The sequence below is a fragment of the Nocardia sp. NBC_00881 genome (assembly GCF_045207455.1).
Taxonomy (GTDB): Bacteria; Actinomycetota; Actinomycetes; order Mycobacteriales; family Mycobacteriaceae; genus Nocardia.
In genome coordinates this window covers 6,188,305-6,210,126 of record NZ_CP108798.1, presented here as the reverse complement: position 1 = coordinate 6,210,126, position 21,822 = coordinate 6,188,305, and the positions used below count along the sequence as shown (strand labels likewise).

Below are 21,822 nucleotides of genomic sequence, written 5' to 3'. Positions count from 1 at the left end.
CTCCCATCACTAGGTTGGATGCGTGAGCGCACAGGATCTGCCACTGGAATTTCGCCGTGCACTGTCGACGGTCGCGCGCGTGCCACGACTGCTGGTCGCATCGGATTACGACGGGACGCTCGCGCCCATCGTGTCCGACCCGACCAAGGCCTTTCCCCATCGGGAGTCGGTGAGTGCGTTACGCGCACTCGCCGGCCTGACCGGGACCACCGCCGCCGTCATCTCCGGCCGGGCACTGCGAGATCTCGCGGCGTTGTCCCGCCTTCCGGTCGAGGTGCAGTTGATCGGTAGCCACGGCTCCGAGTTCGACGTGGGCTTCGTGCACGCGATCGACAACGATGCCAAGCACCTGCTGCAAGAGGTGCAGACGGCACTGAGCCGGATCGCCACGGAGAACCCCGGCGTCACGGTCGAGATAAAGCCGGCCAGCGTCGCCTTGCACGTGCGCAACGCGAGCCCCGAGATCGGGCATCGCGCGCTGCTGCAGGTCCGGCAGGGCCCGGCGTGCTGGATCGGCGTACAGGTGACCGAGGGCAAGTCGGTCATCGAACTGGCCGTGGTGCAGACGGACAAGGGCACCGCGCTGGACACCGTCCGACATCAGGCGGGCGCGTCGGCAGCGGTGTTCTTCGGCGACGACGTCACCGACGAGAAGGCGTTCCGGGTGCTGTCCGGTCCCGACGTCGGCATCAAGGTCGGCGACGGCGAGAGCGTGGCCAGGTTCCGGGTGGACAGCACCGAGGCCGTGTCCTGGGCGCTGGCCTTCCTGCTCGAGGAGCGGCGCACCTGGCTGGCCGGTGCGAGCGCGCCGCGCATCGAACGGCTGACCATGCTCGCCAGCCCGCGCTCGGTCGCGCTGCTCACCCCCGACGCGACGGTCACCTGGTTCTGCCATCCTGAGCCGGATTCGGCCGCGGTGTTCGCACACCTGCTCGGCGGCCCGCAGGCCGGTCACTTCACCATCGAGCCGGAGCGGCCGGGACTTCCCCTCTCGCAGCGTTATGTCGACGGCACGATGACCGTCGAAACACGGTGGGCCAGCTTGCAAGTTGTCGACTATCTGCCGCACGACATCGCGGCGACCCGTACCGACCTGACCCGGGTGATCACCGGTGACGCCAGGGCCGTCGTCACCTTCGCGCCGCGGCCGGAGTTCGGTCAGGTGCCGGTGACCCTCGAGGCGCAGGAGACCGGGCTGCGGGTGCACGGCACCAACGATCCGATCGTGCTGCGCTCCCCCGGCGTGCAGTGGCAGATCGTCTCCGACGGGATACACGAGTCCGCACGGGCCGTGGTTGACCCGTCGCGCGGCCCGGTCGTGCTCGAATTGCGCTGTGGCACCGTCGATTTCGCGCCGGCGATGACCAGCGAGCCGGATCGGCGGCGGCAGGCGGAGAACTACTGGGCACAGTGGTCCTCCCAACTCACGCTGCCGCCGCTGAAGCCGGATCTGATGAAGCGCTCCGCGCTGACCTTGCGCGGCCTGGTGCACGTGCCGTCCGGTTCGATCCTCGCGGCCGCCACCACCTCGCTGCCGGAGGACATCGGCGGCGTACGCAACTGGGACTACCGCTACTGCTGGCTGCGCGACGCGTCGCTGACCGCGCAGGCACTGGTCTCGCTCGGCTCGCTGACCGAGGCCGAGGACTTCCTCGGCTGGGTGCACCGCGTACTGGAGACGCTGCCCGGCCCGGAGCGACTGCACCCGCTGTACACGCTGTACGGCGAGACGCTGCCGCCCGAGGCATCGATCGACCAGCTGCCCGGCTACGCGGGCTCGCGCCCGGTACGCGTCGGCAACGCGGCGAACATGCAGGTGCAGCTGGACGTCTTCGGCCCGATCGTCGACCTCATCTCGACCCTGGCGCACGCCAGAGAGCTGAAGGGGATCACCGACCCCGCGCACGCGCTGCCGGACGCCGACTGGGAACTGGTGCAGGCCATGGTGCACGCGGTGCAGCGCCGCTGGCAGGAACCCGACCACGGCATCTGGGAGATCCGCGGCAATCCGCGCCACCACGTGTATTCGAAGGTGATGGGCTGGCTGACCGTCGACCGGGCGCTGACCTTGGCCCGGAAGTTCGAGCGCCAGATCGACCCGGCCTGGACGACGCTACGCGACACCATCGCCGACGAGGTGAAGGCCAAGGGCTGGAATGAGGACGTGCAGTCCTACACAGCGGCCTACGACGGCACCGATCTGGACGCGGCGACCCTGCACATCGGATTGAGCGGCCTGATCGATCCGTCCGATCCGCGCTTCGCGGCGACCGTCGTGGCGACCGAGGCCGAGCTGCGCAGCGGCTCGACGGTGTACCGGTACCACCACGACGACGGCCTGCCCGGCGGCGAAGGCGGCTTCCACCTGTGCGCGGCCTGGCTGGTCGAGGCGTACCTGCTGATCGGGAAGCGCTCGGACGCCGAGGCGCTGTTCGCCCAGCTGGTCGATGTCGCCGGCCCGACCGGACTGCTCAGTGAGGAGTACGACCCGGTTGCCGAACGGTCGCTCGGCAACCACCCGCAGGCCTACAGCCACCTTGGCCTGCTGCGTTGTGCGCAGCTTCTCGGACAGCCGGCGGAAGCCAAAGCCATGGTCTAGCATTGCCGCGAATCACTCGGGGCCCGCGAACGAGGAATCGTTCGCGGGCCCTTCGCGTTCGGACTTCAGGGCGGCGTCGAGTCGTTCCCGTAGACGGCTGCTGCTAAAGTTAAACGGGAACGATTTCCATTTTGATCTAGAGCACTGCCAGGAGTACCCCCACGTGAAAACTCGATTCGCCATGAAATATGCAGGCATCGCAGTGGGGGTTGCCGCCGCGCTGACGCTCACCGGCTGCGGCAGCTCGAAGGACTCGGACCGGCCGACTGTCGTCGCTTCCACCGACGTCTGGGGCGATATCGCCACCGCCATCGGGGGCCCAGATGCCACGATCCGGTCCCTGATCACCGATCCGAACGCCGATCCACACTCGCACGAGACCTCCGCCGTGGAGTCGGCCGAACTCAGCGACGCCGACCTGGTCGTCTACAACGGTGGCGGTTACGACGAGTTCGCCGAGAAGGCGGTGGCGGGCAAGAACAAGCGCACTGTCGACGCGTTCGATTCCCGGATCGACAAGAGCGACGAGAACGAGCACGTCTGGTACGACGTACGCACCGTCGGTGTGGTCGCCGACCGGATCGCCGCCCAGCTCGGGGAACTGAACCCGGACAAAGCCGCGGCCTACACCGAGCGCGCGGCCGTGTTCGAGAACCAACTCGCCGCGATCACCGCGATCACCGGCAAGATCGCGGCCGAACACCCGAAAACGCCGGTGCTGCAGACCGAACCGCTCGCGCACTACCTGTTGATCGCCGCCGCGGCCGAGGATCTGACCCCCCACGAGTTCCAGGAGGCCATCGAGCAGGAGACCGATCCAGCACCCGCGGCCGTCGCGGCGACCCAGGACCTGCTCGCCGGTAAGCGGGTGCGCGCGCTCGTCTACAACGTGCAGACCCAGGACAAGATCACCAAGGACCTGCGGGCCAGCGCGCAGAGCGCGGGCATCGCCGTGGTCGAAGTAACCGAAACCCTGCCCGACGGCGTCGATTACATTCAGTGGCAGACGAAGAACGCGCAGGCGCTCGCCGCCGCGCTGAGTTGACCAGATGAGCAAGGGAGCGGCGCTGACCGAGCACACTGGGATGGAACGGCGGCCACCACGCCTCGCAAGTGGTTCGGCCGCCGTCCGGCTGGACGCCGCCCGATTGTCATTCGGTGACCGCACGCTCTGGCAAGAACTTGATCTCACCGTCGCCGCAGGTGAATTCGTTGCCGTCCTCGGGCCGAACGGGTCGGGCAAGACCTCACTGCTGAAGGTGCTGCTCGGCCAGCTCGGACTCAGCGCGGGCACGGCGCGGATCGCGGGCGCCCCAGCCCGCAAGGGCAATTCGGACATCGGATATGTGCCGCAACAGAAGACGATCGATGTCGGCGTGCCGTTGCGCGGCGTCGACCTGGTCGGGCTCGGCGTCGACGGGCATCGCTGGGGGCTTGGGCTGCGCTCCCGCACCGAACGCAAGCGCAAGGTGGCGGCGGCTATCGCCGACGTCGGCGCGGAGCGCTTCGCCTACGCGCCATTGGAATCCATGTCCGGCGGCGAACAGCAGCGGCTACGCGTGGCGCAGGCGCTGGTCGGCGATCCTAAGGTGCTGCTGTGCGACGAGCCGCTGCTGAGCCTGGACCTGGCCAATCAGCGGCTGGTCGCGGAGTTGATCGATCGGCGGCGGCGCACCCACAACACCGCAGTACTTTTCGTGACACACGAGATCAATCCGATTCTGCCGCTGGTGGATCGGGTGCTGTACCTGGTCAACGGAAAGTTCAGGATCGGGACACCGGACGAGGTGATGACCTCGCGGGTGCTCTCGGAGCTGTATCGGACCGAGGTGGATGTGCTGCGGGTGCGTGGGCGACTGGTGGTCGTCGGGACCGGCGATACGATGGATGCCCTCGGCGCGGCGGGCGGGCACTGCCATGGCGCGGCGGGTGACGGATTTGCGCCCGGCGTTTCCGCTGAGGACATCACGCCGCCGTCCGCCGACGCGGCGGCGCCCGTTTCTGTCGGGGAGGTGGGAGACCTCGCGACTTTCGGCCCCAGCGACGAACGCAGCCACCATAACCACGACAGCCGCGGCCACACCGACGGCTCCAGCCACAACCACGCCGACGTAGACAGCCACGGCCGCCCCGACAGCCAGGGGCGCGGCTACGCCGACGACGACAGCGACAGTCACTATGCCGCCGACGGCCGTGGCCACAGTTGCGCCGTCGACGACAGCCACAGCGAGAATCGCGCCGACGACAACGGCACGACCCTGTCGGCCGCCCATCAGGATCCGAGGGAAGTGCGCTCGTGATCGACAAGCTCTCCGGCGTCGTCACGAAGATGTTCGACCTCGCCACCACCGCGAACCTGCTCTCCTACGACTTCGTGCAGCAGGCGGTACTGGCAGCGGCGCTGCTCGGGCTGCTGTCCGGCGTGATCGGCCCGCTGATCATCAGTAGGCAGATGTCATTCGCCGTGCACGGCACCAGCGAGCTGTCGCTGACCGGCGCGGCCGCCGCGCTGCTGGCCGGAATCGGGGTCGGCCTCGGCGCCATTGTGGGCTCGGTAATCGCGGCCGTGCTCTTCGGTCTGCTGGGAACTCGTGCGCGGGAACGCGATTCGGTGATCGCGGTGGTGCTCTCGTTCGGGCTCGGGCTCTCGGTGCTGTTCCTCTGGCTCGGTCCCGACCGCGCGGGGTCGAAGTTCTCGCTACTGACCGGACAGGTGGTCAGCGTCGGCAACAATGGACTCGGTCTGCTCGCCACCTGCACCGTGGGCGTGCTCGCGGTGCTCGCGTTCGTCTACCGCCCGCTGCTGTTCGCCAGCTCCGATCCGGAGGTGGCGGTGGCGCGCGGGGTTCCGGTGCGGACGCTGTCCATCGTGTTCGCCGTGCTACTCGGCATCACCGCGGCCTTCGGCGTGCAGATCGTCGGGGCGCTGCTCGTGCTCGCGCTGCTGATCACCCCCGCCGCCGCTGCGGCGCAGCTCACCGCGAATCCGATCCGGGCAACCGTGCTCGCGGTGGTGTTCGCCGAGATCGCCGCGGTCGGCGGCATTCTACTGTCGCTGGCCCCGGGTGTTCCGGTCTCGACGTTCGTCACCACGATCTCGTTCCTGATCTACCTCTGCTGCCGGGTTGTCGGCACCCGGCGCCGCCAGGTTGGCTGATCCGCCCCTCCGGGTCGAGCGCGATCAACAGCTGGGCGACAGCGGCGACGGTCATCCTGGGGTTCTCCTCGTTCGGTACCGGGCTGTGCGTCCTCGTTCTCGATGACCGCAACGATGCCCAGCCGCGCTGACACGGCGCTGATACCGGACGTCAACGAGATCTGCGCAGCTCAGCCGCCTTTCACGCGTAAACAGCTTCTGATGGCAACCGCCTTCAATCTTTTCGGATCGGTTTCGTATGCTCGACCCATCGCGCCCCCGAACGAATGGTGCCCACGATGATCGATTTCGCGATTCCCACCGAACTCGCCGCCGAACGCGACCGCGTCCGCCAGTTCGTCATCGACGAGATCGTTCCGTACGAGCGGGACCCACGCCTGACCTCGCACGGCCCGACCGACGAGCTGAGACAGGAACTGGTCGAACTCGCCCGCGCCGAGCAGCTGCTCACCGTGCAGGCGCCCCAGTCGCTCGGCGGACGCGGGCTGACCCACGTCGAGCAGGCGGTGATCTACGAGGCGGCGGGCTGGTCCACGCTCGGCCCGATCGCGATGAACTGCGCGGCACCCGACGAGGGCAACATGTTCCTGCTGTCCAAAGTCGCCGACCCGGACCAGGTGCGGCGGTATCTGGCTCCGGTGGTCGCCGGACACCAGCGCTCGGTTTTCGCCATGACCGAGCCGGACGGCGCGGGCTCCGACCCCGCCCAGCTGGCCACCGAGGCGACCTTCGACGGCGCGAATTTCACCATCAACGGCCGCAAGTGGCTGATCACCGGCGCGAACGGCGCGAAGACCTGGATCATTATGGCCCGGCTCGCGGCCAACCCGCACCTGCCCGAGGGGCCCACCTTGTTCCTCACCGACGGTGACCAGCCCGGCGGGAGCGACGGCCCCGGAGGCGGTGGCATGCGTAACCACGGAACGCCCCGCGAACGCCGCACCAGGCAGGGCATCGTCATCGAACGCACGATGAACACGATGGACCGTAACTACGTCGCCGGGCACGCGGTGGTCCGCTTCGAGAACCTGGTCCTGCCCAAGGAGGCGCTGCTCGGCGAGGCCGGCCAAGCGCTACGCTACGCCCAGCTGCGGCTCGCCCCGGCCCGGCTGACCCACTGCATGCGCTGGCTCGGTGCGGCCGAGCGGGCACAAAGCATCGCGGTCGAGCACGCGCGCACCCGCACCGCGTTCGGCAAGCCGATCGGCGAGCACGAGGGTGTGTCGTTCATGCTGGCCGACAACGAGATCGCGCTACACCAGTGCAGGCTCACCATCTGGCACGCGTGCTGGCTGATGGACAACGGCGCGAAGGCGCGGCACGAGAGCTCGATCGCCAAAGCGTTCGTCTCCGAGGAACTGTTCAAGGTCGCCGACCGGTGCGTGCAGGTGCTCGGCGGCATCGGCATCAGCGACGAGACGGTGGTCGAGATGATCTTCCGGGACATGCGCGCGTTCCGGCTCTACGACGGGCCCACCGAGGTGCACAAGTACGCCATCGGACGCAAGGTCGTGCGCGGGTAGCAGAGGTTTTTCGCCCCGAGGTCAGGGCGGCCCCGGTCGGCTAACATGCTGTGGCATGAGTTCGGAACTGCATGTCGATGTCTCCGCCGGCATCGCCGTGCTCACGCTCAACCGGCCCGCTCAGCAGAATGCCTTCACCCCGACGATGGCCGCCGAACTGAGTGCCGCGCTGCAGCGCTGTGATGTGGAAGACGCCATTCGTGCCGTGATCATCACCGGCACACCGCCCGCGTTCTGCGCCGGCGCCGACCTGTCCAACCGGGTCGGGGAGGTCAGCGCGACACTGGACCCGCCGCCGTGGCGGGTGCGTAAACCGGTGATCGCGGCGGTGAACGGGCACGCGGTCGGCATCGGGCTGGCCCTCGCCCTGCAATGCGACCTGCGGTACATGGCGCACGACGCGGTGTATGGGCTCAACCAGGTCCGTCGCGGCGTCATGGCCGACGGTTACGCGCACTGGACGCTGCCCCGCCTGGTCGGCATGGCCAACGCGGCCGACATCATGCTGACCGGCCGCACCTTCGACGGCGACGAGGCGAAGGCGATGGGGCTGGCCAACAGTTGCCTGCCCGCGGGCGAGGTGCTCCCGACAGCGCTGGCCGTCGCGCACGACATCGCCAACGGTTCGGCGCCGTTACCGGTGGCGCTGTCGAAGCGGCTGCTGTGGGAGGGAATCGGGATGAGCTCCACCATGGTCGGCCACCTGGAACACGACCTCAACCAGCACGTCACCAAAAGCATCGACGGCGGCGAGGCCATGGCGGCGTTCAAGGATCGCAGACAGCCCAATTGGACCGGCAGTGTCAGCTCGGAGTGGCCGGCCTGGGACGTCGAGGACGAACGGGAACGGCCTAGTTTGGGCTAGGCGTTGCCGCCGATCAGGATCAGCAGGAACAGCACAGCGAAGATGATCATCAAGACGGTGCCGATGATGCCGAGGATGTACCCGACCAGCACCTGGGCGCGGCCACCGTACGCGCCTCCGGACTCCTCGATCTGATCGAGCGCTCGCTTGCCCAGCGCCCACGCCACCGGTCCCAGCACACCGCAGCAGAGGACACTTGCCGCGCCGAGGAACAACACCGCCGTCGCGTTCGGATGTTCGATCGGCTGCCCGATGGGCTGGTTCGGTATCACCACCAGCCGAATTCTACTGGGCTGTTCCGCCTCTCCGGGTCTTTAGACCGTACGAGTTGGGGTGACATGGATTTACGCTCAGGCCCTGCGTCTGGTGCCGGTTCAGTTCTGGGCGACCCGGTGAGTTACCCATGTACTTGCGAAATCAGTTGGACTGTTCCGCCTCTCCAGGTCTTCAGGGCGAACGAGTTGGGGTGACATGGGATTTACGCTCAGGTCCTGCGTTTCGGTGCGCCTTCAGTTCTGGACGTACCCGACAAGCTCTCTCTGCTGCCTGCCGGCACGCGTACTTCACCCCAAGCGCCTCCCTGGTTTAACTGAATAACAATGCATAACAATTGATTTCGCAAGTACATGGGTAACTCACCGGGTACGCCCTCGAGTGGCACCAGACGCAGGACCTGAGCGTAAATCCATGTCATCCAACTCGTACGGCCTGAAGACTCGGAGGGGCGGAACAGCCCGCGATCAAATCCGGCGCTGGCGCGCGATTTCGGAGAGCACGACGCCCGCGGCGACCGACGCGTTCAGTGATTCCACCGGGCCGGCCATCGGAATCCCGATGACCGCGTCGCAAGTCTCCCGGACCAGGCGGGACAGGCCCTTGCCCTCCGAACCAACCACGACGACGGTGGGCTCACGGCCGTCGAACTCATCCAGCGGCGTGTCACCGCCCGCGTCCAGGCCGACGACCTGAATCCCCTTGCCTGCCCAATCCTTCAGCGTGCGGGTCAGATTCGTCGCGCGGGCGACTTGGAGCCGGGCCGCGGCGCCGGCGCTGGTACGCCAAGCCACCGCGGTGACGCTCGCACTGCGCCGCTGCGGGATCAGCACACCCTGGCCACCGAAAGCCGCCACCGAGCGGATCACGGCACCGAGGTTGCGCGGATCGGAGATGTTGTCCAGCGCGACGAGCAGCGCCGGGCCGCCCGAATCGCGGACCTTGGCAAGCAGATCGTCCGGATGGGCGTAGCGGTACGGCGGCACCTGCAGCGCGACACCTTGGTGCAGTCCGTTGGCGCTCAACCGATCCAGGTCGGTGCGCGGAACCTCCAGGATCGAGATGCCCTTGTCGGCGGCGAGTCGCACACTCTCGGTCAGCCGGTCGTCGTTCTCGGTGCCGACCGCGACGTACAGCGCGGTCGCGGGCACGCCGGCGCGCAGGCACTCGACCACCGGGTTACGCCCGAGCACCAACTCCGGAGCGTCGTCGTTCTTGCGACCCGCAGGACGGGACGTGGTACCGCCACGTGTGGCCGCACGGCCCTGCGTGGCCTTGGTCTTGGCGGTCGCGCGTTTGGCGGCGGGATGCTTGGTGCGCTGTTCGGCGGGCGGAGTCGCGCCACGACCCTCCAGTCCCCGCCTGCGCTTGCCGCCGGAGCCGACCACGGCCCCCTTCTTGGTCCCGCCCTTGCGAACCGCACCTCGGCGCTGCGAATTGCCTGCCATCAGTTGGCCTTTCCGGATTGCGGTGCGCCGAGCGCCCATTCTGGGCCGTTGGCGGTGTCGGTGACCTCGATGCCCGCGACCTGCAGGCGATCACGGGCGGCATCGGCGCTCGCCCAGTCCTTCTCGGCTCGCGCGCGCTGGCGACGATCCAGTTCCGCGCGCACCAGCACGTCCAAGGCGCCGAGTGCGGCCGAGGAGTCGCTCGGGGTATACCAGTGCGGGTCGAGCGGGTCCGCGCCGAGGATACCGAGCATGGCACGCACCTGGCTCGCCAGGTCGCGAGCCGACTCGATCGCGCCCACCTCGAGCGCCTTGTTGCCCTCGTGCACCACGCGGTGGATCTCGGCGAGCGCTTTCGGCACCGCGAGATCGTCATCGATGGCCGCGGCGAACGCGTCGGTCCACTTACCCACCGGGATCTCGCTCGCCCGATCCACGACCCGGTTCACGAAGGCCTCGATGCGCTGATAGGACTGCGCGGCATCGTGCAGCGCCTTATCCGAGTACTCCAACATCGAGCGGTAATGCGCGCTGCCCAGATAGAACCGGAGTTCGACGGCGCGGACCTTTTTGAGCACGTTCGGCACCGAGAGCACGTTGCCCAGCGACTTGGACATCTTCTCTCCGCCCATGGTCACCCAGCCGTTGTGCAGCCAGTACCTGGCGAAGTCGTCACCGGCGGCCTTCGATTGGGCGATCTCGTTCTCGTGGTGCGGGAACACCAGATCCATACCGCCGCAATGGATGTCGAACTCCGGGCCGAGATAGAACTCGGCCATCGCGGAGCATTCCAGGTGCCAGCCGGGTCGGCCGGGGCCCCAGGGCGACGGCCAGGTCGGCTCGCCCGGCTTGGCGGCCTTCCACAGCGTGAAGTCGCGCGGGTCGCGCTTGCCCTCGCCCACGCTCTCGCCCTGGTGCACGTCATCGAGCTTGTGGCCGGACAGCTTGCCGTAGTCCGGGTAGCTGACCACATCGAAGTAGACGTTGCCCGACGAAGCGTAGGCGTGCCCACGATCGATCAGTCGCTGCATCATCTCGACCATCTGAGTGATGTGGCCGGTGGCGCGCGGCTCCGCGGACGGCGGCAACACGCCGAGCAGTTCGTAGGCGCGGTCGAAGGCACGCTCGTGCGTGGCGGCCCACTCCCACCACGGCCTGCCCGCCTCGGCGGCCTTGGTCAGGATCTTGTCCTCGATATCGGTGACATTGCGGATGAACCTGACGTCGTAGTCGTGTGCGAGCAACCAGCGCCGCAGCACGTCGAACGCGACTCCGCTCCGCACATGGCCGATGTGCGGCTCACCCTGCACGGTGGCGCCACAGAGGTACACCGAAGCACGGCCGGGGACCAAGGGCGCGAAATCGCGCATGGTCCGCGTGTCGGTGTCAAAGAGGCGCAGAGTCACGGCAGTCGATCCTAGCTGGTATATAAGGGCGTTCACGGACCGGCTCTGGTCCGCGGGAGCAGGATCAACGACAGTCTTGCAGCAGGGCGGTCGCCACCGCGGCGACACCCTCGCCGCGACCGGTAAGCCCGAGCCCGTCGGTGGTGGTACCGGACACCGAAACCGGTGCGCCGAGTAGCTCGCCGAGCACCTGCTGAGCCTCGGCGCGACGCGGCCCGATCTTGGGCCGATTGCCGATCACCTGGACCGCCGCGTTGACGACCTCGAAGCCCGCCGCGCCGAGCAGCCTGCGCACTTCCTTCAGCATGGCAGCGCCGGAGACACCATCCCATTCCGGGCGACCGACGCCGAACACCGCACCGACGTCACCAAGACCTGCCGCGGACAGCAAGGCGTCGCAGAGCGCGTGCGCCGCGACGTCGCCGTCGGAATGACCCGCGCAACCGTCAGCATTGTCGAACAGCAGACCCGCCATCCAGCAGGGACGTCCGGACTCGATGGGATGGACATCGCTGCCGATGCCGACGCGCATGCCCACGGCGCGCTGTGTTGATGGTTCGCTCGCAGGCTCACGCTGGATTGATGGTTCGCTCGCAGGCTCGCTCTGTGTCGATGGTTCGCTCGCAGGCTCGCTCACGGCGTCACCGCGCGGCCGACACTCGCGCCGTCCAGCACCGCATTGGCGAGCAGGAGATCGAGCGGAGTGGTGATCTTGAATGCCAGCGGGTCGCCGGGAATGGTGCGGACCTCTATGCCGAGCTTTTCGACCAGCCCCGCGTCATCGGTGGCCGGAATGCCTTCCGCCGCGTACGCGGATCGCAGCAGATCGGCCGCGAAACCCTGCGGCGTCTGGATGGCGCGCAGCTGCGCGCGATGCGGGGTGCCGGTCACCGCGCCTGCCGCGTCGACGGACTTGATGGTGTCGGTGACAGGAAGTCCGGGAATCACCGCCCGGTGGCCGGTACGCAACTCCGCGGCCACCCTGGCGATCAGCGCGGGTGGGGTGAGGGCGCGGGCGGCGTCGTGGACGAGGAAATAGGCGGCGTCGGGCGCGGCGGCGATGCCTGCGCGCACCGAGTCGATGCGTTCGGCGCCGCCGACGACCACGTGTACCGAATCCGAGGGCGGCAGCAGGGCAACGGCGCTGTCGACGAGTTCGGTGGAAACCATCACGATGATCCGGTCGACCGCGCCGGAGGCGATCAGGCCTTCCACCGCGAGCCGGACCATAGGCGTGCCGCCGACCGTGACGAACGCCTTGGGTATGGATCCACCCAGACGCACGCCACGACCGGCGGCAGGCACCAAAGCAACGACGGATCCGTCGCTGGGACGGACACCGTTGTCAGGTGTGTTCACGGTCAGGAAGCCGCTGCGAGAACCTCGTCGAGCAGCGTCTCGGCCTTACCGTCGTCGGTACCCTCAGCCAGTGCGAGCTCACCGACGAGGATCTGACGAGCTTTGGCGAGCATGCGCTTCTCGCCCGCGGACAGGCCGCGATCCTGCTCCCGACGCCACAGATCGCGGACGACCTCGGCCACCTTGTTCACATCGCCGGAGGCGAGCTTCTCCAGGTTGGCCTTGTAGCGGCGAGACCAGTTGGTCGGCTCCTCCGTATGTGGCGCGCGCAGCACCTGGAAGACCCGATCGAGACCCTCTTGGCCCACGACGTCGCGGACGCCGACATATTCGGCGTTCTCAGCGGGAACCCGAACAGTGAGATCGCCCTGGGCGACCTTCAGGACCAGATACTCTTTTTGCTCACCCTTGATGGTGCGAGTCTCGATTGCTTCGATCAGCGCCGCTCCGTGGTGGGGGTAAACGACGGTGTCTCCGACCTTAAAAATCATGTGTCCCGTGCCCCTTTCGATGTTCACAGTTTAACATGCGACTCGATAACGGCGCGATCAACTGTGCAGGTCAGGGGCCACAACGAAGCAACCGCTCGGCTTGACAGAAGCTGGACGGTGTGCATTACGTTCTGCCAGAACGAGTTATCTCCTAGTTTGATCGCCGTCTCGGCCCCTGCGGCGACATGGCACTTTCTCCGCAATCTCCGAAGCTCGACCGAACTGTTATCCGACGCGGGGGTGTCGCGACGACCGCACCGTTCGCCAGGTCACAAGCCCGGCATTCCGGAGGCTCGCGCGGCGACCGGAGGCAAGTTAGCACAGCCCCCACGGCCGGGCCGGGATGGGAACTACTACGCTCCCTAGTTACTACGCTCCCCTGTGGAGCCGAGCCCGGTCGACATGGAGGGACAACCCGTGACTGCCCTGAACACTGTGACCGCCCCGAAGGGGGCGCGACGTCGCATGGTGACGGTTGCCGCACTCGCCGCCGGAGCGGCGATCGCGCTGTCCGGCTGCGGCGCGGGTCAGATCGCGCAGACCGCCGGCCAGGTTGCCGCCGTGAACGGCAACCACGCGGACGTCGGCCGCATCGCACTGCGGAATGTGCACATCGTGTACCCGGCCGAGGGCGGCGGGTACACCAATGCCAAGGGCGGCAAGGCGGCCATCGCCCTGTCCATCATCAACAACGGCGAATCCGTCACAGACCAGCTGACCAGCATCACCACCGATCTCGGCACCGTGAAGATCACCCCGGCCACAGGCAAGTCCGCCGTCGAGCTCGCCCCGCAGCAGACCGTGGTCGCCGCCCCCGAGCAAGGCGAACACGACAACCACGGCTCCCGGCCGGCGGCCGACGACCCCGAGGCGAACCCGATTCTGATCGAGATCACCGGACTGACCAAGGACATCACCCCTGGCCTGACCTACAACGTCTCGTTCAACTTCAAGCAGAACGGCACCGTCCAGATGCAGGTCCCGGTCGACGCGGGCACGGAGACCGAGCGCCACGAGTCCGACAAGTCCGGCCCGGCCGAAGCGAACCACTGAGTACATAGTCCGCGCCTGCGGCGCTGCAAATCAGACACTGTCTGACACGGTGCGTAGGGTGCGCGTGTGGCAAAGACCAAGCCGATCTATCGGTGTTCCGCGTGCTCCCACGAAGTTGCCAAGTGGGTAGGAAAATGCCCGGAGTGCGGTGGCTGGGGCACTGTCGACGAGGTGGTCGTCTCGGCGGGCACTATTGGCGCCCCTGGTCGTAAGGCCATGCTGCCGAGCACCGCGGCGGCCCCGATCTCGGCGATCGACTCGCAGGTCACGAAGGCCAGACCGACCGGGGTGAGCGAACTCGACCGGGTACTCGGCGGCGGCGTCGTGCCGGGGTCGGTGGTGCTGCTGTCCGGCGAACCGGGAGTGGGCAAATCGACGCTGCTGCTCGAGGTGGCGCACCGCTGGGCGGCCCAGCGCGACGAGAAGTCGCTGTATGTCACCGCCGAGGAGTCCGCGGGCCAGGTGCGGCTGCGGGCTGATCGCACCGGCGCGGTTCACGACGGGGTCTATCTCGCGGCGGAGTCCGATCTGTCGATCGTGCTCGGACACGTCGAGCAAGTGCGCCCGACGCTGCTCGTGGTCGACTCGGTGCAGACCATGCTCGTCCCGGACGTGGACGGCGTGATCGGCGGCGTCACGCAGGTTCGCGCGGTGACCGCCGCGCTGACCTCGCTGGCCAAGGCGAGCGGGATCGCGGTGCTGCTGGTCGGGCACGTCACCAAGGACGGCAACATCGCGGGCCCGCGCACGCTCGAGCACCTGGTCGACGTGGTGCTGCAGTTCGAAGGCGACAAGAACTCCACGCTGCGGATGGTGCGCGGCGTCAAGAACCGTTTCGGCAGCGCCGATGAGGTGGGCTGCTTCGAGTTGCACGAGGACGGCATCGCCTGCGTCGACGATCCATCCGGCCTTTTCCTGCACCACCGGACCGAGGCGGTGCCGGGCACCGCGGTGACCGTCGCGATGGACGGCAAGCGACCGCTCGTCGGCGAGGTACAGGGCTTGACCGTGAAGACCGAGATCCCGCAGCCCCGCCGGGCGGTCAGCGGACTGGACTACAACCGGGTCGCCATGGTCTTAGCCGTCCTGCAGAGCCGCGGCCGGGTGTTTCTCGGCAAGAGCGACGTCTACGCCGCGACAGTGGGCGGCATGCGGCTGGTGGAGCCCGCCGCCGACCTGGCCATCGCGCTGGCCATCGCCAGCGCCGAATCCGACGTCTCGATCCCCGCGGGCTGGGTGATTCTCGGCGAGGTCGGCCTCGCGGGCGAAGTCCGCAAGGTGACCGGCGTGGCCCGCAGGCTGGCCGAGGCCGAGCGCCTCGGCTTCACCACCGCCCTGGTACCCCCCGGCCTGACACCCGTGCAGAGCGGCACCATGAAGATCCACGAGGTCACCGACCTCCGGTCCGCCCTCCGCATCACGGGCCTGCGCAGACTGCGCGCGGCACCGGAGGACGCCGCGGGCTGAGCTGTGTCGGTTTTGCCGCGCCTACGGCACGGCGTGTTCGCGGCCCCCTTTTGGCTCGCGTCCACCAACCCACCTCTCAAGCGATGTTGAACGGCTCTGCCGCGCTGCGCACGGAACCCAGTTGCGCCACGACGTTGTACGCACCCGGCGGAACTTGGACGCGTTCGCCCGCGCAGTTGGACTGTGAGGTGGAACCCGACCAGGTCACGGTAAACGCCGCCTGCTCGCCCCGATTCAAGGTGCGCACGTCGGGCTGACCGTCCGGATAGCAGTCCGTGCTCGACCATAGCCGCCGCTGGCCGTCGAGCGTGTATACCGAAACCTGCTGTAGGCCGGAGCCCATATCGCGGGCACACGGCACCGAGGAGATGTTGGTGATCACGATCCCGAACACGGGCTGCTCGCCGGTTTTGTAGGTGGGCTGTTCGACTGTCACCTTGACCGCGAGCGACTGGTCCGGGCACGGGCCCGCGGCCGATGCCCCGCTCGGGTTGGCCGCGGCGCTGCCGGAGGGCGGCTTGGGCGCGCCGGACTCACCGGTGCCCGCGGGCTTGGCTGTCGGAGCGTCGGCGGGCTTGGCCACCGACGAACTCGTCGCGGCGGTTTTCGCATCGCCGGGCGAGTCACCGCCGCGCACGACCGCGAGCACGAGCCAGATCATCAGCGCCAGCGCGACGACCAGAATTCCGATGGCGAACGCGCGTCGACGCCAGTAGATCTCCGGTGGCAGCGGTCCATTCGGTTCCAGCACGACTCAACGGTAAGGGCATGTTCAGGTGCAGCGCCTCATGCGCACGGCGTGTCGGCCCGCCGCACGTGTTCGCCGCGGCCGAATTACTGCCCGCACGCTGGGGAAACTTCGCGCGCGCCCCGGTCAGACCAGCTCGCCGATGTTGCCGACGACACGGTGTAGTTTCACCCGGCCCTCGGCGAGCTTGTACGTCACGCAAGCGATCGCGCACTCACCTGTCGCGACTCGCTGCGAGATGATCATCGACCGCTGCATGAGCAGGCGGCTGGTCTCCACCACATGTCTGGCTTCTATCTCGTCGACGGTGGACAAGCCCTCGCGCCGTCCGACCAGAATGGATGGTGTGACCCGCTCGACCACGCTGCGAATGAAACCGCCGGGAACCTCTCCGCCGTCGAGCGCGTCGATGGTCGCCTTCACCGCGCCGCAGCTGTCGTGCCCGAGCACTACGATCAGCGGCACGTTGAGCACCTGCACCCCGTACTCGATCGAACCGAGCACCGAGCTGTCGACCACATGGCCCGCGGTACGCACCACGAACATGTCACCGAGTCCCTGGTCGAAGATCAATTCGGCGGCGACCCTCGAGTCACCGCAACCGAACAGAATCGCGTGCGGGTGTTGGCCGCTGACAAGTTTGGCCCGGTCTGCAGCGCCCTGGCTAGGATGCAGCAGCGCGTCGTTGACGAAACGCTCGTTGCCCTCTCGCAGGGACTTCCAGGCGCTGATCGGGTTGGAATCAGGCATACCGACCATTGTGCACATGACTCGTGTTACCAGCGAGTTCGTTTGGTTACGAGTCGGCAAATAGCGGCGGGCGGCAGTGGGACAGGAACAGTGAGGGTAGTGCGGAAAGAGATCGACACGGACACGTTGCTGGACTGGTACCGGGAGACGGCGCGCGATCTGCCGTGGCGCAGGCCCGGCGTCACCGCGTGGCAGATCCTGATGAGCGAGATCATGCTGCAGCAAACCCCGGTGGTGCGCGTTGAACCGATCTGGCGAGAGTGGGTGGCGCGCTGGCCGGTTCCCTCGGCGATGGCCGTGTCATCCTCGGCCGAGGTGCTGCGGGCCTGGGGCAAGCTCGGGTATCCGCGCCGGGCGCTGCGGCTGCACGAGTGCGCGCGGGTGCTGGCGGCCGAGCACGACGACGCGGTTCCCGCCGATGTGGACATCCTGCTCGGTCTGCCTGGGATCGGCGCGTACACAGCCCGTGCCGTCGCGTGCTTCGCCTACGGCCAACGGGTTCCTGTGGTCGACACCAACGTCCGGCGGGTGGTTGCCAGGGCCGTGCACGGACGCGCTGAAGCGGGCAACCCGTCCTCGCGCGACCTGCCGGAGACGGAAGCGCTGCTGCCGCGCCAGATCGACCGCGCCGCCGTGTTCTCCGCGGCCCTGATGGAACTCGGCGCGACCGTGTGCACCGCGCGCACCCCCGATTGCTCGCGTTGCCCGCTGCCACGCTGCGCCTGGGTCGCCGCGGGCCGACCGGTCACCGACATCGTCCGCCGCACCCAGAAGTACGAGGGCACCGACCGTCAGGCTCGCGGTCGCCTGCTGGACGTCCTGCGCGACGCCAGCGGACCGGTCGAGCGCGTTCGGCTCGATCTCGCCTGGACCCGTGACCCGGGCCAGCGCGAACGCGCCCTGGATTCCCTGCTGGTCGACGGCCTCATCGAACAGACCGCCGATGGACTTTTCGCGCTCGCGGGCGAGGGGGGCACGGCGCTGGAATCGCTCGAGCCGGGCCCGCCCGGCCCGACCACCGATGGTCCGAGCACACTCCGGCAGCGCGCCTGACAGGCGCGGACTCGCCGAGTCCGGCCGAGGCCTAGCCACCGAGTACGCGATGTAGGAAGCGCTCGACCTCCGCCCGGTAACGCCCCGGCTGGTCATCGTGCACAAGATGTCCTGCGTCCGGAACCACCACATAGTCGGCGTCTGGATGAACGGCAGCCATTTGCCGCATCTGTCCCGGTGGAGTGATGGTGTTCGCGCCCTCGAGCAACAGGGCGGGAACCCGGACGGCGCGCCATTGCTCCCAGAAGTCGCGGGCCCCCCACTCCTCGGCGATGTCGCGGAAGGTGGCGACCGAGCCGTGCAGCCGGTATCCGTCCGGCCCGTACTCGAACGAATTCAGGAAATACCGCCCCGCCACCGGCCCGAAAAACGACAGCACCGCATCGGCGTCGGGAAACGGCTGCGGCCATGCTTCGATCATCGCGGCCCAGTTCGCCGCGGTGCGGCCGGTGAAATCCGGTGCGATGTCCTCGATCACCAGCGCCCGCACCCGCTCGGGGTATGTCGCGGCGAACACCCAGCCGTGCAGCGCGCCCATCGAATGCCCGATCAGCACCATCGGGTCGATGATCTCGGCCGTGTTCGCTGCCAGGTCCGCCACGAATGCCTCGGTGGTCAGCTCCTCGGGCGCGGGCCTGCCGTGCCCGGCGGCGTCGAGGGTGTAGACATGGCCGTATTCCCGCAGCCAGTCCAGCTGGTGGCGCCAGGTGCGCGCGCTGCCCATCAGCCCGTGCAGCAGCAGGATCGGCACGCCTGCTCCGCCTTCGTCGTGCAACATCGGTTCGACAATACGAGGCACCGAGCAACCGCTCGGCGGCAGCGGCTAGCTTGGATCACATGGCTGTTGTGAAGATCAACGCGATCGAGGTTCCCGAGGGCGCGGGCCCCGAGCTGGAGAAGCGGTTCGCCCATCGTGCGCACGCGGTCGAAGGATCGCCCGGTTTCCTCGGATTCCAGCTGCTGCGCCCAGTCGCTGGTGACAACCGATATTTCGTTGTCACCCAGTGGGATTCGGAGGAATCCTTTGCGGCATGGCGGGACGGGCCCGCGCGCGAGGCGCACGCGGGTGAGCGCCAGAAGCCGGTCTCGACGGGCGCCTCGCTGCTGGAGTTCGAGGTCGTGCTGGACGTGGCCGCGAAGCCTTCGAACTGACCCGAATGCCTACCGCCGGGCAGGTTCGCCCTGCCCGGCGACTCGCCCGACGTCGTGGTACCGCCGTGCCGATTGGTGTTGACGCCGGGCGCCTCCGAGTGCCACAGTTCGAAGGACAAACGCGAGGGTGATGCGGTAATTCCGGTGTGATTCCGGAGCGGTCGCGCCACTGTGTTCCACGCACCGAGCCCCGGTGCCGGAAAGCCAGACACCGGCACCGTCGCGTCACCACCCAACGGGACGCGTATCCCAAGGAGGACTCGAATGGCCATCGCGCATTCACCCAGCCGGGCAACCGACTCCCTGGCCACCGTGCTGGTCACGGTTGGTGTCGTACTTCTCGCACTACTCACGCTGTACCTGGTCGGTTTCGACCAGGGCGTCATCTCGCGCAGCGGGATGTACCTGCACGAGCTGATGCATGACGGACGCCACCTGCTGGGGCTTCCGTGCCACTGATCGGTTCGCTTCGGACCTTGTTGCTTCGCGGCCTGCTGGCCGGCCTCGTCGCCGGTCTGCTCGGCGCGACAGTCGGTTATGCCGTGGGCGAGCCCAAGGTGGACGCCGCGATCGCCATCGAAGAAGCCGACTCTGCCGCCGGACACACGCATGCCGAATCGACGGGCGGGCATTCGCACGGTGACGAGGACGAGCCACTGGTGAGCCGCAGCGGACAGAAAGCCGGACAGTTCCTCGCGCTCGGGCTCGCCGGGCTCGCGCTCGGTGCCATCTACGCCTCGGTCGCGCATGTCGCGCGTCGCTACACCACGCTGTCCGGGTCGAGGCTCGCGCTGGCGCTCGGCGTCGGCGGCTGGGCCGCGATCGTCGCGGTGCCGTTCTTCAAATACCCGGCCAATCCACCGGCGGTGGGAGATCCGGGCACCATCAACGAACGCACCCTGCTCTGGCTGGCGGCGGTGCTGCTCGGCATCGTGGCCGTCGGGGCAGCGGTGTCGGTGTTCAAGGTGCTGGGTGCACAACTGTCCACGTTCCGGTTGATCGGGGGCTTTGCCGCATTCGTCCTCGTGACGGTGCTCGGCTACCTCCTGCTGCCCGGTGTGAACGAGGTGAGCGCGGACTTCCCGGCCGCCCTACTGTGGCAGTTCCGGGTGGCGTCGCTGGCAGAGACAGCCACGCTGTGGGTCTGCCTGGCACTCGGGTTCGCGGCCCTCACCGAATTCGCTACACGCACTGATACCGCGGTACGAGACACCATCGCTACCGCGGGCTGATCCGCGTCCGGAATTCGCAAGGCAGTGTCGGTTCACATGACCGGCACTGCCTTCTCCGTCCGGCCCGCACGGGCGACCGCAACCCCACCCCGAGCTGTCCGCGTCGCGTTCGTCGGGCTCGCCGTCGCCTTGCTGGCGGGAGTCGCCGAGGCAATCGCGCGGGTCGCGTGGGCCTTCGATCGCGACGAGGCCGACATCGCGGACCTAGCGACCGGGTTCGGCCTGCGCATGGCGACCTACCTGCTGGTTCTGGCCGTCGCCATTCGGATGACGCATGGCGACCGCTGGGCCCGCCTCCTGCTCACTGTAGGCATCGGCGTGCTCGGCTTGGTCTCGCTGATCATCGAACCGCTGGCCGCGGTGCTGTCCGCCAACGAACTAGGCGACCTTTTCATCGACCTCACACCCGAATCGTTCCTGCTCGGTGCTTTCCGGGCAGTCCACATAGCTGGCGTCCTTGTCGCTATCCCGGCCCTCTACACCCGCCCCGCACGCCGCTACTTCCGGAAAGGGCGAGCCATCGCATCACCGCATGGCTCCCCGCACACCCTGCACGCAAGATGTGCGAAGAACCAAGCCGCGATGCGAACTACGCCAACGCCGCGTCGAGGGTGATGTGGTCGACGCCAGCGAGGGCCTTGCTGACGGGGCAGCCCGCCTTGGCGGCCTCAGCGGCGGCCTGGAAGGCGTCGGCGTCGATGCCGGAGACGCGACCGCGGACGGTCAACTTGATTCCGGTGATCCGGAAGCCGCCCGCCGGATCCGGTCCTAGGGTCACGTCGGCGGCGATGTCCAGGCTCTCCGGGGTGCCACCCGCGTTGCCGATCTGCGCCGAGAGGGCCATCGCGTAGCAGGAGGAGTGCGCGGCCGCGATCAGTTCCTCCGGGCTGGTCGTGCCGTTGGCGTCCTCCGCGGAACGCTTGGGGAACGATACGTCGTACTTGCCGACCCCCGAACTGGCCAGCTCGACCTGTCCCGAACCCTCCTGCAGAGTGCCGGTCCAAGCAGTACGCGCGGTACGTGTGGGCATCACGGTCCTTTCGCCGATGATCGTTTGACGATTCAGCTCGAACCTACTCCGCCCGGCCCGGCCCGGCGCAGCGGTGCGCCGTTCGCGCTGCTCCACCGGCCGGACCGAACCCGCACTGCCATCGTGGACCGCCGCGTCGATAAACCGGAGCGCACCAAGCGATCAGGTGTCCGCGGACCGCTCCACCACCCAGGACGATGCCACCGAGGACCAGCA

The 21,822-nt window shown here is 67.9% G+C and carries 22 protein-coding genes, 1 pseudogene and 1 riboswitch; of the genes and pseudogenes, 13 read left to right on the top strand and 10 right to left on the bottom strand.

Annotation, left to right across the window (positions count from 1 at the left end):
• Nucleotides 1–22 precede the first annotated feature (22 nt).
• The 6 genes and pseudogenes from otsB to OH799_RS26720 all read left to right on the top strand — a co-directional run bounded on the left by otsB (nt 23) and on the right by OH799_RS26720 (nt 8,144).
• Entirely contained in the window at nt 23–2,599 is a 2,577-nt protein-coding gene (gene otsB / locus OH799_RS26745; RefSeq protein WP_406269430.1) for a trehalose-phosphatase, read from the top strand.
• 181 nt (nt 2,600–2,780) lie between these two features.
• Entirely contained in the window at nt 2,781–3,644 is an 864-nt protein-coding gene (locus OH799_RS26740) for a metal ABC transporter solute-binding protein, Zn/Mn family (RefSeq protein WP_406282626.1), read from the top strand.
• A gap of 40 nt (nt 3,645–3,684) precedes the next feature.
• Nucleotides 3,685–4,509 (top strand): annotated as a pseudogene (locus OH799_RS26735) (metal ABC transporter ATP-binding protein); the annotation flags it as partial.
• A 386-nt stretch (nt 4,510–4,895) separates the two neighbouring features.
• Nucleotides 4,896–5,756 carry a metal ABC transporter permease gene (locus OH799_RS26730; RefSeq protein ID WP_406269427.1) on the top strand — a complete coding sequence of 287 codons (861 nt, stop codon included), beginning with the start codon at nt 4,896–4,898 and terminating at the stop codon, nt 5,754–5,756.
• Between the two features lie 278 nt (nt 5,757–6,034).
• Nucleotides 6,035–7,279, top strand: coding sequence for an acyl-CoA dehydrogenase family protein (locus OH799_RS26725; protein WP_406269424.1), 1,245 nt, complete (start codon nt 6,035–6,037; stop codon nt 7,277–7,279).
• 55 nt (nt 7,280–7,334) lie between these two features.
• Nucleotides 7,335–8,144, top strand: a complete 810-nt coding sequence (locus OH799_RS26720; RefSeq protein ID WP_406269421.1) for an enoyl-CoA hydratase/isomerase family protein — start codon at nt 7,335–7,337, stop codon at nt 8,142–8,144.
• Here OH799_RS26720 and OH799_RS26715 read toward each other — a convergent pair.
• From OH799_RS26715 to carD, 6 genes are all read right to left on the bottom strand, one after another.
• Nucleotides 8,141–8,419, bottom strand: coding sequence for a DUF4190 domain-containing protein (locus tag OH799_RS26715; protein WP_357262671.1), 279 nt, complete (start codon nt 8,417–8,419; stop codon nt 8,141–8,143). The two genes, OH799_RS26720 and OH799_RS26715, sit on opposite strands and share 4 nt — an antisense overlap.
• Nucleotides 8,420–8,884: 465 nt before the next feature.
• Nucleotides 8,885–9,865, bottom strand: coding sequence for a 23S rRNA (guanosine(2251)-2'-O)-methyltransferase RlmB (rlmB, locus tag OH799_RS26710; protein ID WP_406269417.1), 981 nt, complete (start codon nt 9,863–9,865; stop codon nt 8,885–8,887).
• A complete protein-coding gene (cysS, locus tag OH799_RS26705; RefSeq protein ID WP_406269414.1) occupies nt 9,865–11,271 on the bottom strand; it encodes a cysteine--tRNA ligase in 1,407 nt (468 codons plus the stop codon). The genes rlmB and cysS overlap by 1 nt, the downstream gene beginning before the upstream one ends.
• A 64-nt stretch (nt 11,272–11,335) precedes the next feature.
• Nucleotides 11,336–11,803 (bottom strand): 2-C-methyl-D-erythritol 2,4-cyclodiphosphate synthase, encoded by a 468-nt coding sequence (gene ispF / locus OH799_RS26700; RefSeq protein ID WP_406282623.1) that lies wholly within the window; start codon nt 11,801–11,803, stop codon nt 11,336–11,338.
• Nucleotides 11,804–11,904: 101 nt separating this feature from the next.
• The gene (gene ispD / locus OH799_RS26695) at nt 11,905–12,630 is read right to left on the bottom strand and encodes a 2-C-methyl-D-erythritol 4-phosphate cytidylyltransferase (protein ID WP_406269411.1); all 726 of its coding nucleotides are present in this window, start codon (nt 12,628–12,630) and stop codon (nt 11,905–11,907) included.
• Nucleotides 12,631–12,632: 2 nt separating this feature from the next.
• Nucleotides 12,633–13,121 carry an RNA polymerase-binding transcription factor CarD gene (gene carD / locus OH799_RS26690; protein WP_011206964.1) on the bottom strand — a complete coding sequence of 163 codons (489 nt, stop codon included), beginning with the start codon at nt 13,119–13,121 and terminating at the stop codon, nt 12,633–12,635.
• 417 nt (nt 13,122–13,538) lie between these two features.
• On the opposite strand from carD, the gene OH799_RS26685 reads away from it, so the two are divergent.
• A complete protein-coding gene (locus OH799_RS26685; RefSeq protein ID WP_406269408.1) occupies nt 13,539–14,174 on the top strand; it encodes a hypothetical protein in 636 nt (211 codons plus the stop codon).
• A 66-nt stretch (nt 14,175–14,240) separates the two neighbouring features.
• Nucleotides 14,241–15,641: a DNA repair protein RadA gene (gene radA / locus OH799_RS26680; RefSeq protein WP_406269405.1), complete on the top strand. Its 1,401-nt coding sequence runs from the start codon at nt 14,241–14,243 to the stop codon at nt 15,639–15,641.
• Between the two features lie 76 nt (nt 15,642–15,717).
• Here radA and OH799_RS26675 read toward each other — a convergent pair whose 3' ends face one another.
• A complete protein-coding gene (locus OH799_RS26675) occupies nt 15,718–16,392 on the bottom strand; it encodes a hypothetical protein (RefSeq protein ID WP_406269402.1) in 675 nt (224 codons plus the stop codon).
• Nucleotides 16,393–16,515: 123 nt separating this feature from the next.
• On the bottom strand, nt 16,516–17,139 hold the full coding sequence (locus OH799_RS26670) for a carbonic anhydrase (protein WP_406269398.1): 624 nt from the start codon (nt 17,137–17,139) through the stop codon (nt 16,516–16,518).
• A gap of 99 nt (nt 17,140–17,238) precedes the next feature.
• Between OH799_RS26670 and OH799_RS26665 the strand changes: the two genes are divergently transcribed.
• Nucleotides 17,239–18,192 (top strand): A/G-specific adenine glycosylase, encoded by a 954-nt coding sequence (locus OH799_RS26665; protein WP_406269395.1) that lies wholly within the window; start codon nt 17,239–17,241, stop codon nt 18,190–18,192.
• A 31-nt stretch (nt 18,193–18,223) separates the two neighbouring features.
• Here the strand turns inward: OH799_RS26665 and OH799_RS26660 are convergent, their stop codons facing one another.
• Nucleotides 18,224–18,970 (bottom strand): alpha/beta fold hydrolase, encoded by a 747-nt coding sequence (locus tag OH799_RS26660; RefSeq protein WP_406269392.1) that lies wholly within the window; start codon nt 18,968–18,970, stop codon nt 18,224–18,226.
• 59 nt (nt 18,971–19,029) lie between these two features.
• Between OH799_RS26660 and mhuD the strand changes: the two genes are divergently transcribed.
• The 4 genes from mhuD to OH799_RS26640 all read left to right on the top strand — a co-directional run bounded on the left by mhuD (nt 19,030) and on the right by OH799_RS26640 (nt 21,191).
• Entirely contained in the window at nt 19,030–19,344 is a 315-nt protein-coding gene (gene mhuD / locus OH799_RS26655; RefSeq protein WP_357262642.1) for a mycobilin-forming heme oxygenase MhuD, read from the top strand.
• 79 nt (nt 19,345–19,423) lie between these two features.
• Nucleotides 19,424–19,579, top strand: a riboswitch (cobalamin riboswitch).
• A gap of 29 nt (nt 19,580–19,608) precedes the next feature.
• Nucleotides 19,609–19,803 (top strand): CbtB-domain containing protein, encoded by a 195-nt coding sequence (locus OH799_RS26650; protein ID WP_039794710.1) that lies wholly within the window; start codon nt 19,609–19,611, stop codon nt 19,801–19,803.
• On the top strand, nt 19,794–20,576 hold the full coding sequence (locus tag OH799_RS26645; RefSeq protein WP_406269388.1) for a CbtA family protein: 783 nt from the start codon (nt 19,794–19,796) through the stop codon (nt 20,574–20,576). The genes OH799_RS26650 and OH799_RS26645 overlap by 10 nt, the downstream gene beginning before the upstream one ends.
• Nucleotides 20,577–20,612: 36 nt before the next feature.
• Entirely contained in the window at nt 20,613–21,191 is a 579-nt protein-coding gene (locus tag OH799_RS26640; RefSeq protein WP_406269385.1) for a hypothetical protein, read from the top strand.
• On the opposite strand, the gene OH799_RS26635 is transcribed toward OH799_RS26640, so the two are convergent.
• Nucleotides 21,166–21,606 (bottom strand): OsmC family peroxiredoxin, encoded by a 441-nt coding sequence (locus OH799_RS26635; protein WP_406269382.1) that lies wholly within the window; start codon nt 21,604–21,606, stop codon nt 21,166–21,168. The genes OH799_RS26640 and OH799_RS26635 overlap by 26 nt on opposite strands.
• Nucleotides 21,607–21,822 lie beyond the last annotated feature (216 nt).

Bases quoted from the DNA above. Each gene is read 5' to 3' on its own strand.
- OH799_RS26740 (WP_406282626.1), top strand. From the start codon at position 2,781: ATGAAATATGCAGGCATCGCAGTGGGGGTTGCCGCCGCGCTGACGCTC.
- OH799_RS26725 (WP_406269424.1), top strand. From the start codon at position 6,035: ATGATCGATTTCGCGATTCCCACCGAACTCGCCGCCGAACGCGACCGC.
- OH799_RS26720 (WP_406269421.1), top strand. From the start codon at position 7,335: ATGAGTTCGGAACTGCATGTCGATGTCTCCGCCGGCATCGCCGTGCTC.
- rlmB (WP_406269417.1), bottom strand. From the start codon at position 9,865: ATGGCAGGCAATTCGCAGCGCCGAGGTGCGGTTCGCAAGGGCGGGACC.
- ispF (WP_406282623.1), bottom strand. From the start codon at position 11,803: ATGCGCGTCGGCATCGGCAGCGATGTCCATCCCATCGAGTCCGGACGT.
- carD (WP_011206964.1), bottom strand. From the start codon at position 13,121: ATGATTTTTAAGGTCGGAGACACCGTCGTTTACCCCCACCACGGAGCG.
- OH799_RS26670 (WP_406269398.1), bottom strand. From the start codon at position 17,139: ATGCCTGATTCCAACCCGATCAGCGCCTGGAAGTCCCTGCGAGAGGGC.
- OH799_RS26660 (WP_406269392.1), bottom strand. From the start codon at position 18,970: ATGTTGCACGACGAAGGCGGAGCAGGCGTGCCGATCCTGCTGCTGCAC.
- mhuD (WP_357262642.1), top strand. From the start codon at position 19,030: ATGGCTGTTGTGAAGATCAACGCGATCGAGGTTCCCGAGGGCGCGGGC.
- OH799_RS26650 (WP_039794710.1), top strand. From the start codon at position 19,609: ATGGCCATCGCGCATTCACCCAGCCGGGCAACCGACTCCCTGGCCACC.
- OH799_RS26640 (WP_406269385.1), top strand. From the start codon at position 20,613: ATGACCGGCACTGCCTTCTCCGTCCGGCCCGCACGGGCGACCGCAACC.
- OH799_RS26635 (WP_406269382.1), bottom strand. From the start codon at position 21,606: ATGCCCACACGTACCGCGCGTACTGCTTGGACCGGCACTCTGCAGGAG.